General features: G+C 44.6%; 15 protein-coding genes and 1 other annotated feature. Of the genes, 13 read left to right on the plus strand and 2 right to left on the minus strand.

Features of this window, described 5'->3' with window-relative positions; all coding sequences use genetic code 11:
• Positions 1-817: BclA C-terminal domain-containing protein (locus ACUTVW_RS11210; RefSeq protein ID WP_445645882.1), on the plus strand; the 817-nt coding region annotated here is incomplete at its 5' end.
• 85 nt (positions 818-902) lie between these two features.
• Here the strand turns inward: ACUTVW_RS11210 and serA are convergent.
• Positions 903-2,498, minus strand: a complete 1,596-nt coding sequence (gene serA, locus ACUTVW_RS11215; protein WP_090917287.1) for a phosphoglycerate dehydrogenase — start codon at positions 2,496-2,498, stop codon at positions 903-905.
• Between the two features lie 201 nt (positions 2,499-2,699).
• Positions 2,700-2,930: a binding site (T-box leader), on the minus strand.
• A 323-nt stretch (positions 2,931-3,253) separates the two neighbouring features.
• Here serA and ACUTVW_RS11220 point away from each other — a divergent pair.
• The 3 genes from ACUTVW_RS11220 (at position 3,254) to ACUTVW_RS11230 (ending at position 5,114) form a co-directional block, all read left to right on the plus strand.
• Complete coding sequence (locus ACUTVW_RS11220; RefSeq protein ID WP_445645883.1) at positions 3,254-3,847, plus strand: CPBP family glutamic-type intramembrane protease; 594 nt, start codon at positions 3,254-3,256, stop codon at positions 3,845-3,847.
• Positions 3,844-4,296 (plus strand): hypothetical protein, encoded by a 453-nt coding sequence (locus ACUTVW_RS11225; RefSeq protein WP_445645884.1) that lies wholly within the window; start codon positions 3,844-3,846, stop codon positions 4,294-4,296. Before ACUTVW_RS11220 ends, ACUTVW_RS11225 begins: the two co-directional genes overlap by 4 nt.
• Before the next feature lie 98 nt (positions 4,297-4,394).
• The gene (locus ACUTVW_RS11230; RefSeq protein WP_445645885.1) at positions 4,395-5,114 is read left to right on the plus strand and encodes a metallophosphoesterase; all 720 of its coding nucleotides are present in this window, start codon (positions 4,395-4,397) and stop codon (positions 5,112-5,114) included.
• 60 nt (positions 5,115-5,174) lie between these two features.
• Here ACUTVW_RS11230 and ACUTVW_RS11235 read toward each other — a convergent pair whose 3' ends face one another.
• A complete protein-coding gene (locus tag ACUTVW_RS11235) occupies positions 5,175-6,089 on the minus strand; it encodes a polysaccharide deacetylase family protein (RefSeq protein WP_445645886.1) in 915 nt (304 codons plus the stop codon).
• A 97-nt stretch (positions 6,090-6,186) separates the two neighbouring features.
• Between ACUTVW_RS11235 and ACUTVW_RS11240 the strand changes: the two genes are divergently transcribed.
• The 9 genes from ACUTVW_RS11240 to ACUTVW_RS11280 all read left to right on the plus strand — a co-directional run bounded on the left by ACUTVW_RS11240 (position 6,187) and on the right by ACUTVW_RS11280 (position 12,497).
• On the plus strand, positions 6,187-6,537 hold the full coding sequence (locus tag ACUTVW_RS11240) for a hypothetical protein (RefSeq protein ID WP_445645887.1): 351 nt from the start codon (positions 6,187-6,189) through the stop codon (positions 6,535-6,537).
• A gap of 188 nt (positions 6,538-6,725) precedes the next feature.
• Complete coding sequence (locus ACUTVW_RS11245; protein ID WP_434750529.1) at positions 6,726-7,340, plus strand: genetic competence negative regulator; 615 nt, start codon at positions 6,726-6,728, stop codon at positions 7,338-7,340.
• A gap of 43 nt (positions 7,341-7,383) precedes the next feature.
• Complete coding sequence (gene prsW / locus ACUTVW_RS11250) at positions 7,384-8,082, plus strand: glutamic-type intramembrane protease PrsW (RefSeq protein WP_434750530.1); 699 nt, start codon at positions 7,384-7,386, stop codon at positions 8,080-8,082.
• 106 nt (positions 8,083-8,188) lie between these two features.
• Positions 8,189-8,362: a hypothetical protein gene (locus ACUTVW_RS11255; RefSeq protein WP_445645888.1), complete on the plus strand. Its 174-nt coding sequence runs from the start codon at positions 8,189-8,191 to the stop codon at positions 8,360-8,362.
• 305 nt (positions 8,363-8,667) lie between these two features.
• Positions 8,668-10,014 (plus strand): germination protein YpeB, encoded by a 1,347-nt coding sequence (ypeB, locus tag ACUTVW_RS11260; protein WP_445645889.1) that lies wholly within the window; start codon positions 8,668-8,670, stop codon positions 10,012-10,014.
• A 150-nt stretch (positions 10,015-10,164) separates the two neighbouring features.
• Entirely contained in the window at positions 10,165-10,818 is a 654-nt protein-coding gene (locus ACUTVW_RS11265) for a flagellar brake protein (protein ID WP_445645890.1), read from the plus strand.
• A 62-nt stretch (positions 10,819-10,880) separates the two neighbouring features.
• Complete coding sequence (locus ACUTVW_RS11270; protein WP_445645891.1) at positions 10,881-11,105, plus strand: hypothetical protein; 225 nt, start codon at positions 10,881-10,883, stop codon at positions 11,103-11,105.
• Positions 11,106-11,208: 103 nt separating this feature from the next.
• Positions 11,209-11,913, plus strand: coding sequence for a (d)CMP kinase (gene cmk / locus ACUTVW_RS11275; RefSeq protein WP_445645892.1), 705 nt, complete (start codon positions 11,209-11,211; stop codon positions 11,911-11,913).
• The gene (locus tag ACUTVW_RS11280; protein ID WP_445645893.1) at positions 11,910-12,497 is read left to right on the plus strand and encodes a lysophospholipid acyltransferase family protein; all 588 of its coding nucleotides are present in this window, start codon (positions 11,910-11,912) and stop codon (positions 12,495-12,497) included. Before cmk ends, ACUTVW_RS11280 begins: the two co-directional genes overlap by 4 nt.
• Positions 12,498-12,512 lie beyond the last annotated feature (15 nt).

Genomic DNA, 12,512 nt, shown 5'->3' on the forward strand with positions numbered 1-12,512 from the left:
CACCGGAGCTACGGGAGCAACCGGAGAAACGGGAGTGACCGGTGAGACTGGTATAACTGGAGTCACGGGTGCGACCGGAGCAAGTGTTACCGGAGCCACAGGCTCCACGGGTGTAACGGGAGTGACGGGTGAGACTGGTATAACTGGAGTCACGGGTGCGACCGGAGCAAGTGTTACCGGAGCTACAGGCTCCACGGGTGTAACGGGAGTGACTGGAGAAACGGGTGCGACTGGTATAGCCGGGATAACAGGAGCGACCGGAGAAACAGGAGTGACCGGAGCCACGGGAACAACCGGAGCCACGGGCGTGAGTGGTGCGACCGGTATAGCTGGAGTCACTGGCGCGACGGGTGCAAGTGTTACAGGCCCGACGGGTTCGACTGGAGGCACCGGAGCTACGGGTGCAACTGGTACTTCGGTAACTTCAAACTCAGCGTTTGCCGAAAACGTAAATGGTACTATTGTCGTTATTTTGGGCGGGACTCTCATTGCGTTACCAAGCAACCAGAATATTGGCACAGGTATTACGGCCAATGGTTCAAGTGACACCTTTACGTTGGCCAATGCTGGACGTTACTTTATCTCCTATAGAGTCAATCTTACAGCTGCATTGGCTATACAATCCCGGGTTCTTTTAAATGGGACGGCTATTCCGGCGAGTGTAGTTTCTCCGGTGCTCTCACTCAGTCAATTGCAGTCCGAGTTTATTGTGACAGTTACTGCAGGCTCTACAGTGCAACTCCAACTATTCGGTCTCGCTGGTGCTGCCGTTCTCTCACCTCCGGGTGCGACGTTAACCATTATTCAATTAAGTTAAACTAAAAATGAATTATACCGATAACAAAAAGGCGGGATCCTAATGGATCCCGTCTTTGTTCGCAGTCTTTGATAATGCTCAGCGTTTAACCTAGCACAATTTCTACGGCTGTATTCAGTTCAGGCAGAGATGTAAGCTGAACCAGCACATCTTTTGGCACTTCTTTATCAACGGTGAGGATCATGATCGCAGCACCACCAATAATTTTACGTCCAACCTGCATGGATGCGATGTTTACGTCATTTTGACCAAGCAAAGTACCTACACGTCCAATGATACCCGGTTTATCGTTGTGCGAGATCAAAATTTGATGGCTTTCCGGTGCAATATCTACAGGGAATTTATCAAGACGAACAATCCGTTCGCCGTATCCTGCAAGAAGCGTACCTGCCACGCGGCGTTCTTCAGCATCTTGTGTTGTTACGAGTGTTACGGTAATTAGGTTTGTGAATCCCTTTGTAGCAGAGGTTTGGCTCACAACAACATTCAGATCACGAATTTTGGCCAAGTGCATGGAGTTGACAATATTGGCTTCTCCGCCCAGATGTCTTGCCAGAATGCCTTTCACAATATAACGTGTGAGCGGTGATGTATCTACTTCTGACAGATCACCCGCATAGTCAATGCGAATCTCTTGCACTGCATTTTGAGTGATTTGTGCTGCAAAACTTCCAAGCGTTTCACCCAATTTAAAGTATGGTTGCAGTTTGTTCATAACGGTTGGTGCGACAGCTGGCATATTAACCGCATTTTTAAATGGTTCATTGCGAAGAATGTGAAGAACTTGTTCAGATACGTCAATCGCAACGTTCTCCTGAGCCTCTACGGTTGATGCACCCAAGTGAGGTGTAACGATAATGCTTGGATGATTCAGGAATGGATGATCTGCTGCTGGTGGTTCACTTTCAAATACGTCGAATGCAGCGCCAGCAACAATTCCTTCATCAATCGCTTCGACAAGCGCCATTTCGTCAACAACACCGCCGCGTGCACAGTTAATAATGCGCATGCCTTTTTTCATCACTTCAAATTGAGGACGGGAAATCATATGACGTGTTTCTGGAGTAAGTGGAGTGTGAACAGTCATAAAGTCCGCATTTCGGATAATATCATCAACACTTGCCAGCTTCACTTGAAGTTTCTCGGCACGCTCCTCAGTGAGGAACGGGTCATAAGCGAGTATATCCATTCCGAAAGCTTTGGCACGTTTAGCAACCTCGCTGCCGATTCTTCCCATACCCAGTACACCTAGAGTTTTATTTCTTAGTTCCACGCCAAGGAAGGTTTTCCGATCCCATGTACCTTGAATGGTTTTGGCATATGCCTGCGGGATGTGTCGTGCGAGCGCCATCATCATGGCAAAGGTGTGCTCACACGTCGTAATTGTATTACCGTCAGGAGCATTAATTACAATAATACCGCGTTGTGTAGCAGGTTCCAGCTCAATATTATCCACACCAACTCCTGCGCGTCCAATCACTTTAAGATTGGTGCCAGCCGTCATAATACGTTCAGTAACTCGGGTCTGGCTACGAACGAGGAGAGCATCATAATCACCGATAATGGCAACAAGTTCATCTTCACTAAGTCCGGTTTTCTTCTCGACAACGACATCACTTGCATCCACCAGCTGCTGAATTCCCAGATCACTGATTGGATCCGATACTAACACTTTGTACATGGTTTCTTCCTCCTTAGGTTTGTATATCTATAATCGTCAAGGTCTGGTCTCCGACTAGAGACGTTCCTTAAAACCAAGTGATTCTTCCCTCCAACAACGCGGTGTCGTAGCAGAGGGATAAGGTGAACAAAAAGGATGGTTCCACAGGATTCTTTTATCGAAAATAATCAAAAAACTCTCAATCCACATACTGCTTGCGCAATAAGGGACGAGAGTTGTCGTGGTACCACCCTAATTCACCGCCGTTTCGCAACGACAGTCTTAGCGGTCAATGAAGACCGAAGAGGATAACGGGTCTAAACCGATTGCACCTACTCCATTTTCAATGCAATAACTCAGGAGCGCTCAAGATCATCTGCCCGCCACCGATTCCCACCAACCATCGGCTCTCTGAAAGACAAAGCAACGTCTTTTTTCCATCATCGTGTTTTACGTGACTAATTTTTTCATAATGTATCATGGCTTACATGAGCATGTCAATAGGCTTAAATGTTTTAATCTAAACGTTCCAGCGCATACCCAACGCGTATTTATTCTGCTTTAAAATGAATCTGTATATAGATTAAAACGCCTAAATAAGCTGTTTCATGAAATAAAATTCACCGCATTAATGAAGTAACGTTTCAGGGTAATCATCCGGGACTTGGGACAGGTCTTGAACCGGATTGGTTTTTTGGCTATCATTTAGTATACTATCGGATTGTTCAATGAAATGTTTATTCTTTTCAAATAACTCAAGAGGACAGACGCATGCAATGAAAAAAAAGAAATTTCCGAAGTTTAAAATTCAGAAGGCCGAACCGCAGCAATTAACTGAACGGTTGTTGTTGATCAATTTATACTTCACTCAAGGGTTAACTTTGATCATCGGAATTGTATGGATTCTGCTGCAGAAAAGGAATTTACTTGAGGTTCTGGCTTTGCCTGATCATCTTCAATTTTTATGGTGGGGTCTGGGGCTTGCTGCTATTATGCTTATCATGGATTTGGTACTGTCCTATGTGATTCCTCAGGAAAGCATGGATGATGGAGGGATTAACGAGCTTCTGTTTCGCGGACGTCCGATCTGGCATATTGTATGCATAGCTGCCTTGGTAGCTGTATGTGAGGAACTCTTGTTCCGCGGCGCGATACAACATGCGATTGGTCCATATTGGACGAGTATTTTATTTGCAGTTATTCACATTCGTTATCTTCGCCACTGGATTCCAACAGGATGGGTGTTTGTGTCGAGCTATGGCTTGGGATATATCTATTTGCAGTCTGGTACGTTATGGGCACCGATTCTGTGTCATTTTATCATTGACCTGGTATCCGGATTAGCGATACGTTTTCGGAGGGGATCATGAGTCAGCCATTAAGTAGGATGAAAACATACGGCAGCCAGCGCCATCGACACTCGGACAATAAGGAGAAAAGAGAGCGGCGCACAGTTTCTCAAACGAGTCCGGTTGTTGAAACGGCAGCAACTGCCGAAACGGTAGGTCTTCCGCCAATTACTTCGGTTTCGCTACCGCGGTCGCAGCGGCATTCCAATGCTGCCGCACTGGAAAGTCCGGTATTACCGCAGCGAGCGCCAAGTCGCTCCAAAAAAACGGGAAATCAAAAGGAAAGTTCAGTTTCCGAGGCTAGTTCTTTACCTACTCGAACCGAATTACATCCTTCGCGGCGTTTGCGATTAAGCAAAAGATTTGTTAACTCGCTCATTTTTATTTTCTTCATGTTAACGGTTGGTCTGGTGTGGTGGGGGATAAAAGGTGCTCCTCCGTTAAACACATTCCTCCCATTACCTTGGTAATGTTAGTTACTGCCGGTCTTGTCATCTCAGCGGGAGTCGTGCTGCTTTTCCTGCATATGTGGCGTGAGGCTCATTCCACTATAATAACAGAGGATGAAGTGGAACTTTCACATCTTCCGGCTTCATTCGATGGAGCAACGATTGTTTATTTGTCAGATACGCATGAACGCTTGCTCAAGGCAACAGATGTAGAGAAATTGAGGAGAAGAGCTGATTGGGTATTCATCGGGGGCGATTTTGCTGAAGAGGGAATTTCCTGGTCAATCGTCAGACAAAATATGAGACTTTTGTCGAGTCTTGCTCCGACCTTTGCTGTCTATGGAAATCATGACAAAAAGGCCGGCATCACTCATTTGTCTAAGCTGTTAGAAGATTCCAACGTGCTGCTACTCCAAGACAAAGCTGTATATTTGCAAAAGGGAACGGAACAGATCCGGTTGGTTGGTTTAGATTACCGCTCTACTCAAGGAGAGTTTTTGCTTCAGAATACTGAGGGTAGTTGTTCCACAATCGTATTGGTTCACGATCCTTTGGAAGCACTACGGTTAGAACTAGATGTTGACCTTGTATTAAGCGGCCATACTCATGGAGGACAATTGGTCTTGCCCGTGTTCGGGCCAATATTGCTGAGCAAGGCTTATCGTGTCGTACGTAGCGGCTGGTTCTCCTTGAAACGCAGTCATGATGATTTTCGAGATGGCAAATTGCTTGTAAGCAGGGGTTTTGGTACAAACCATCTTCCGCTCAGGTTATGTTGTCCCGCAGAGATACATCTCATTACACTTCGTGTTTCTACAGCAAAAAGCCCTGATCAATAAGATCAGGGTTTTTTTATCGTATAACAGTTATCGCCTGAGCGAGTTATATATTTGGCCTTTTTATTGGGTCTGCAGCTCGATTGCACGAGGATCAACAAAAGAATAACCCTTGTTCTCAAGTTTTGTTAACAACCCATCCAGAGCCTCGACTGTCCAAGGTAATTCATGCATTAAAATATTACTTCCAGGATGGAGCTGATCCAGAACATTTTGGATGACTTTATCCGGTTTGTTTTTGGTGGTCTTATCCCAGTCCAGCGAGCCGTTGGACCATGTCATATACAACATGCCTTGTTCTTTGACTGTATCTTTCAGTGCATCGTTCCCAGAACCAAAAGGCGGTCTGAAAAACTGAGGTTCCTCTCCAATGGTATCTTTCACAATCTGTTGAACGTCAGTGACTTGTTTCTTGGCCTCTGAACTTGACATTTTCTGCAAATCTTCATGATCCCAAGCGTGGTTCCCCATAATCTGTCCACGTTCATGAATTAGTTTCAACAATTCAGGTTGACGTTTCACTCGGTTACCATTTACGAAAAATATCGCTTTGGCATGATGTTTGTCCAATGTATCGATAAGTGATGTAATCATTTTTTCGTCCTTCGGCCCATCGTCAAAGGTTAACAAGACAACTTTAGCAGGGCTGGTCTCGTCATTGGGTTTAATAACATAATTCGAATTCATATGATAAGTCTTCTTAACAAGTGCTTCGTTTGAAGTTTCATCTGTGGAGGGAGTAGTATGCTGTGAAGCAGCTTTTTCTGTATTCGTTTCCTCCAGCGGATGATTTAATGTATCCTTCTCGGCATGATCCAACCGGGGTTCGGTACTTGCGTTGGCTTCGTTCTTTTCCTCAGGATGGATTACAGCAGTTTCCTCTTTGCTCGCTCCAGGATCAGTTGAAGATTGATTCTGCGAACTGCAAGCAGACAGCGCCATACTTATTAGGAGTAACATTGAAATAGCATGTTTCAACTTTTTTTCAACTCACTTTCCTGTATTTATACGGAATGAGATTGTCTTCTACAGCAAACACTACTTTTGATTTTAACACTTAAAGGAGGTTGGTGTAATGAAGGCGTCATCCTTTTTCTGGGGTATTGTCGTTGGCGTTGCAGCCAGTTCTTGGTTAGCTAAAGGCAGAATGCCTATGTTGTCTTCAGGTTCGTCCCGAAACATGGTTGACCAAGCAAAACATAAAATGATGGAGATGACATTTCCGGGTATGGATAGCTTTAGCAACAAACCGGATCATCATGGAGAACCCCATAAGACGGCAGCGAAAGCCGGTAGAACGATCTCTCCAAGAGAAAAAGAAGAAAATATGAACATGCTTAAAGATTTTATTCGGACCAACCCTGATGTTAAACATGAAGTGGAGCAAATTTTGAGCCAAACAAATACAACGGTACCGGGTTTATAACCCACAGCATCCATTAAGAATCATCCACAGTCTTGATTTGATGTGGATTGATTCTTTTTTTTGTTGATTTTACTTCGTGCATTTACAGGTATAAAATGATAACATAACTACATAGATTTATTTTCAGCACATATTGTTTTGTGCTTCATAATCTGTTATAAGACTTGCTTATAAAGGGGAGATCCTGTATGAAAATAGAACGACTAAGTCACGATAAGATACGGATTTTCCTGACCTTTGACGATCTGAGCGAGCGCGGAATACAAAAAGAAGATATGTGGCAGGAATTACCGAAGGTACATGAACTGTTCACTGAAATGATGGACCAGGCTTATTCTGAACTTGGCTTTGATGCTACAGGTCCGCTGGCTGTTGAAGTATTCGCACTTCCCGCTCAAGGGATGGTTGTCATTGTTACTCGTGGAAAATATGATCCGCAACAATATGGTTCAGGTCATGAAGATGATCTTCCTGAAGAAGTATATGAAATGGAAGTTACACTGGAGCAAAGTGACTCCATCGTATACGCTTTTAAGGATTTTGAGGTGCTGATTGAGGCTGCCCATATGTTACGTCAACATGTTACGGATGCGGGGAAACTGTATTCTTATAAAAATAAATGGTTCTTACATTTTGAACCGGATGATGTGGACTCCACCAAACATGCAGCATTGATTGCCTTGCTCGCCGAGTTTGGGGAAGGTTCTTCGGTCACACCAGCAGTTATGGAAGAGTATGGAAAGGTAGTTATTCCGGAACAAGCGATTGATGTCATTTGCACCCACTTCAAACGTCAGGAGTAAACTTCTGTAATATTCGTGTTACTAACCAGAGGAGGGAATTTCGGTGCTTTTGTTTTCGCTACTAGCTGCAGCAGTTGCTCCGGGTCTCGCCTTGTTAACATACTTTTATCTTAAAGACCGCTACGATTATGAACCACTTCACATCGTTTTAAGAGTATTTCTTATGGGTTTCCTAATTGTTCTGCCCGTGATGATTATTCAACGAGGTATGATGCTGTGGTTTGGAGAGAATCCCCTTCTTGAATCCATCTTGATCTCGGGCGGGGTTGAGGAGTTTGTTAAGTGGTTTGTGATCTATCACATTATTTATAATCACACCGAATTTGATGAGCCGTATGATGGGATATTATATTCCGTAGCGGTATCATTGGGCTTTGCAACGGTGGAAAATGTGCTATATGCTTTTGCAGGTAATGCCTCCGTATCAGGAATGTTTCTAAGGGCCCTTCTGCCCGTATCAGGCCATGCGATGTTTGCTGTTATTATGGGGTATTACATGGGTAAGGCCAAGTTTATTGATGATACGAAGAAAAAGCGGTGGTATCTCAGCTTGTCTCTGATACTTCCATTTTTCTGGCATGCGTTGTACGATGTCATCATGAATATGATGGTGAATCACTGGTTATGGTTCATCGCGCCTCTGATGGCGGGTCTGTGGTATGGAGCTATAGGCAAAATTACTCGGGCTAACAACCGTTCGCCCTTCCGTTTCGTGAAACGAGAGGAAGAGATTAAATTATAAAAAATACGGACACACTGGTGGACATGAAGCGTGTTAAACGCAGACCCCGGTGTGTTTTTTTTGTTACAGAAACCCGGGGAACGACGATATGAAACGGGGATGTACGATGACAAGAATCAAAATAAAAATTAGATGCAAGCAATGCGGTGAGCGGTTTACGTTAAGAGGCAGGAAAGAACGAGGGCGCATTGATACGGGCTTTAAACAGTGTCTGTGTGATAACAAGGACCAATTTGACATTGAGGAAGAGGGGATGGCAACGGGTTATCTGCTGAATTAGATGATGCTTTGCACCTCTGACGGAATATAAGCTGAGGCTCATTAGCTAAAGGCAAATTTCGTTCCAACTGGAAATCGCATGCATAAGAGGTCTTTCTTCGATCCACAATAAAGGCAGTGGTTAAGGCGTGTCTTGAAATCCACTGAAGTGCATCTTTTTACCACCCTTTCGCCCCCTGCTGCGTCACTTTCCCTTGACGTGCCCCGGCACGCCTGCGGTAAACTTCCTGGCTTGGAACGAAAAATCGGCAAAATCTGCTTCCTTCAGTGTTTTAAGACACACCCTAGAAGAAAGGAGAATCTACCGTGTATAAACGATTAAGTTCAGTCATGTTTCCGATATTTGCAGTTCTCCTGGTCGGCGCACTTGTGTGGGGTTATCAGGAGAATCAGGAGAAAAATGCGATATTGATTAAGGCGGAGAACCAATACCAGCGTGCATTTCACGACCTCTCATTCCATATGGACAAATTACATTCGGAGATCGGGAACACGCTTGCTGTTCATTCAAGCTCACAAGGCATGCATCGCAAAGGGTTAATGAATGTATGGAGGCTTACTAGCGAAGCGCAGAATGAAATCAATCAACTACCGCTGGGTATGCTCCCCTTTAATGAGACGGAGGAGTTCCTTTCACGGATCTCAAAATTTGCGTACCAGGCATCCATGCGTGACTTGACCAACGAGCCGCTCAGTAAAAAGGAAATGGGTAATCTGAAGACGCTGTATCAAAATTCTTCGGAAATCAAGAGTAGTCTGAAGGAAGTACAGCAGAAAGTATTGTCTGATCGTCTGCGCTGGATGGATGCCGAAACCGTTATGGCGACTCAGGATCAAACCAATGATAACTCCATCGTGGACGGCTTCCGAACGGTAAATAAAAAGGTTCAGGAGTATCCTGAACTGGATTGGGGTCCTTCTGTCTCCAATATGTTTACCAAACGTTCTGTGAAGAAACTTAGCGGGTTACCTGTATCCAAAGAGCAAATACAAGAGAAAGCTTCCAAATTTTCAGATGTGGAGAGCGGCAAAATTCAGATTCAGGAGAATGGCAAAGGGACAGACTGGGAGTCGTATACAGCGACCGTTCCACATGCCAGAAACGGAAAGCTGATGATGGATTTTACACGCAATGGCGGAAAGCTTATCTCGTACAGTGACACCCGAACGGTTGGAGCCAAAAAAGTCTCCCGCCAAGAGGCGATGAAACAGGCGGATCAGTTTCTTGTAAATAAGGGATATAAGGATATGAAAGCTGTTAATTACGATGAGTTCGGTAATTTGGCAAACCTTACGTATGTGCGAAAGCAAGGAGACACATTGATATACCCCGAAAAAATGTCTGTGCGTGTAGGTCTCGATACGGGTGAAGTTACCGGCTTTCAGGCAAGCGACTACGTGTATGAGCATAACGACAAACGTCAGATTCCAAAAGCAAAACTTACGGCCGAGCAGGCGCGTAAAAAACTTAATTCCGATTTTAAGGAAAATTATGTGCGCAAATCCTTGATTGAGAATGACTACAGTAAAGAAGTGCTCTGTTATGAATTCGGTGGACGAATTAACGGTTCGCGTTACCGGATCTACATTAATGCGAATACAGGAATGGAAGAAGCCGTTGAGGAGATCAAACCAGTTAACGCAACTTCTTAGAAGTGTCATAACAACATGTGTATACTCAGAAAAAAAGATGTGAAAACAGACCATGATCATGGTCTGTTTTTTCTTATTCCATGTGAGAAAGGTCATGGTATAATAGTCCTGTAAAGTACGAAGATAAATACATAAGTGGCGGTGAACCGATTGTTTCCTAAAATAAACGAAGTATTGTATATCCAAATCGCATCGGCTGACGAAAAAGAGGAACATAAAGAATACAAATCGCGTATCGCAGATACGGATGAAAGTAGTTTTCTGATTGAAGTTCCGATGCAGCAGGGAAACAGTCGCTTGAAAAGACTCTTTTTCGGAGAAGAATTGTCCATATCCTATATTAACGAGAGTGGTGTTCGGCATTACTTCAACACTTATGTGACAGGTTTTGAGGAAGATGTCGTTCGTCTGGTTCGCATTCGAAAACCGCTTCCCGACGAGATTTCGAAAATTCAGCGCCGCAGTTTCCTTCGTGTTCATGCCAGTCTCGAATTGGCATTTCAATGTGAAGACCTGACACGTGCAGTTGTGCTGACTGAAGATATCGGAGGCGGTGGATTGTCCATTTACATTGAGCCTGATTTAAAAGTGGAGGAAGAACAAAAGCTCAAATGCTGGCTGCTCGTTCCTTATCGTAATGGGGCCATTGATCATGTGCAATTTGAGGCTGAGGTGGTGCGTATTAAGGAACTGGAATCAGGTCGAGAGCTGGGCATGCTGAAGTTTTCGCAGATCACAGATTCGGAACGTCAGAAAGTGATCAAATTTTGTTTTGAGCGGCAACTGGATTATCGTATGAAATAAGCGTGTTAAGCATAAATCGATTCTATACTGGGCAACGTAAGGCAAAAACGGAGAATATTGCTATGGGTAAACGTTCGGATGCACGGGGATTTGGACACAATTACTTTACGATTTCAAAACGTTTAGAACAGAGAGCGCTGCTATTCATTGGGGTGCTCCTGATTCTTGTTATCCTCTGTCAGTTGTTACTTCTGGTACCTGATTTGAAGAAAATAATGACAACGATTGATCGGCTTGAGGGCACCCCGATTCATATGCAAACCTACAACAAAGAGCACATTGGCTGATTTGTCTGTTTTTGCATCCATGTGTAGAGTGTGGTATAATTTTCACGATGCAGGCAATGCCTGTTTTTTTATTGAGGTTTATCGTTTGAGGAGGAATGCCCCGTTGGCTAGCCAGAACACATCAGAAAACGGGAAGATGAACGTTGCAATTGACGGACCTGCTGGTGCCGGAAAAAGCACGGTGGCCCGATTGGTTGCGGAGGAACTCGGATACATTTACGTTGACACAGGCGCGATGTACCGTGCAGTATCTTTGTATATGCTTCGGAAAGGTATATCTCCGGATGATACGACTCAGGTACTTCAGGAAGCTCAAGATTTGGTTATTGATCTACAACCGGATCAGGGTGGACAGAAAGTGTTATGTAATGGGGAGGATGTCACCTCAGAAATCCGCTCCCGTGAAGTAACGGGAATCGTGTCTCGATATGCGCAAATCGAGGGGCTGCGTACGCAATTAGTGGATACTCAGCGGCAAATGGCTTTGCGCAAGGGCGTCGTAATGGATGGGCGCGATATCGGAACAACTGTATTGCCCGATGCGGAAGTGAAAATCTTCATGACTGCCAGTGTGCAGGAGCGAGCGCTTCGCCGCTTCAAAGAACTGGAACCATCCGAAGGGCTGACGTTGGAGCAACTGGAGAGAGATATTGCCACCCGCGACAAATTGGATGAGAACCGGGAAATTTCCCCACTACGTTGTGCAGAGGACGCCATTGTCCTGGATACAACGAAGATGAATATCCATGAAGTGGTTGACAAAATCGTATCTTATTGCACAATGGTCAGAGGAGAGAGCAGTCTATGATTTATACCTTTTGCAAAACATTACTGCGGATCATTTATACCATTCTTTTTCGTCTGGAGGCTGTTGGACGGGAAAACATCCCGAAAGACGGCGGCGTGCTTCTATGTTCCAATCACATCAGTTATTTTGATCCGCCAACCGTTGGCATCAAAATTCGCCGTCAAGTGAGATTCATGGCTAAAAGCGAACTGTTTGATGTTCCGGTATTAGGCCCAATTATCAAAGCTGTAGGTGCCTTCCCGGTAAAACGAGGAGGAGTCAGCAAAGAATCCATCAAAACTTCACTCAATATTTTGCGTGGTGGTGAAGTACTTGGTATTTTCCCGTCGGGAAGCCGTCACAATGATGGGGGAATTGGTAAAAAAGGAGCAGCGAGTTTTGCTCTCCGTAGTGGTGCTACGGTTGTCCCTACTGCTATTATCGGCAACTACAAGCCGTTTCGTAAGATGAAAGTAGTATACGGCGCACCGGTTAATTTGGACGAGTTCAAGGAAGACACTTCCGGAGATGCTTTGGAAAGAGCTACCGAGAAAATTATGTCCAAGATTAACGAAATGGTGAAAACAGGCATGCCCAGTAAATAAGGCAGTCTGCGGGGC

Source organism: Paenibacillus sp. TSA_86.1 (genome assembly GCF_052691815.1).

Bases quoted from the DNA above. Each gene is read 5' to 3' on its own strand.
- serA (WP_090917287.1), bottom strand. From the start codon at position 2,498: ATGTACAAAGTGTTAGTATCGGATCCAATCAGTGATCTGGGAATTCAG.
- ACUTVW_RS11245 (WP_434750529.1), top strand. From the start codon at position 6,726: ATGAAAATAGAACGACTAAGTCACGATAAGATACGGATTTTCCTGACC.
- ACUTVW_RS11255 (WP_445645888.1), top strand. From the start codon at position 8,189: ATGACAAGAATCAAAATAAAAATTAGATGCAAGCAATGCGGTGAGCGG.
- ACUTVW_RS11280 (WP_445645893.1), top strand. From the start codon at position 11,910: ATGATTTATACCTTTTGCAAAACATTACTGCGGATCATTTATACCATT.
- ACUTVW_RS11270 (WP_445645891.1), top strand. From the start codon at position 10,881: ATGGGTAAACGTTCGGATGCACGGGGATTTGGACACAATTACTTTACG.
- ACUTVW_RS11240 (WP_445645887.1), top strand. From the start codon at position 6,187: ATGAAGGCGTCATCCTTTTTCTGGGGTATTGTCGTTGGCGTTGCAGCC.
- ACUTVW_RS11225 (WP_445645884.1), top strand. From the start codon at position 3,844: ATGAGTCAGCCATTAAGTAGGATGAAAACATACGGCAGCCAGCGCCAT.
- ACUTVW_RS11220 (WP_445645883.1), top strand. From the start codon at position 3,254: ATGAAAAAAAAGAAATTTCCGAAGTTTAAAATTCAGAAGGCCGAACCG.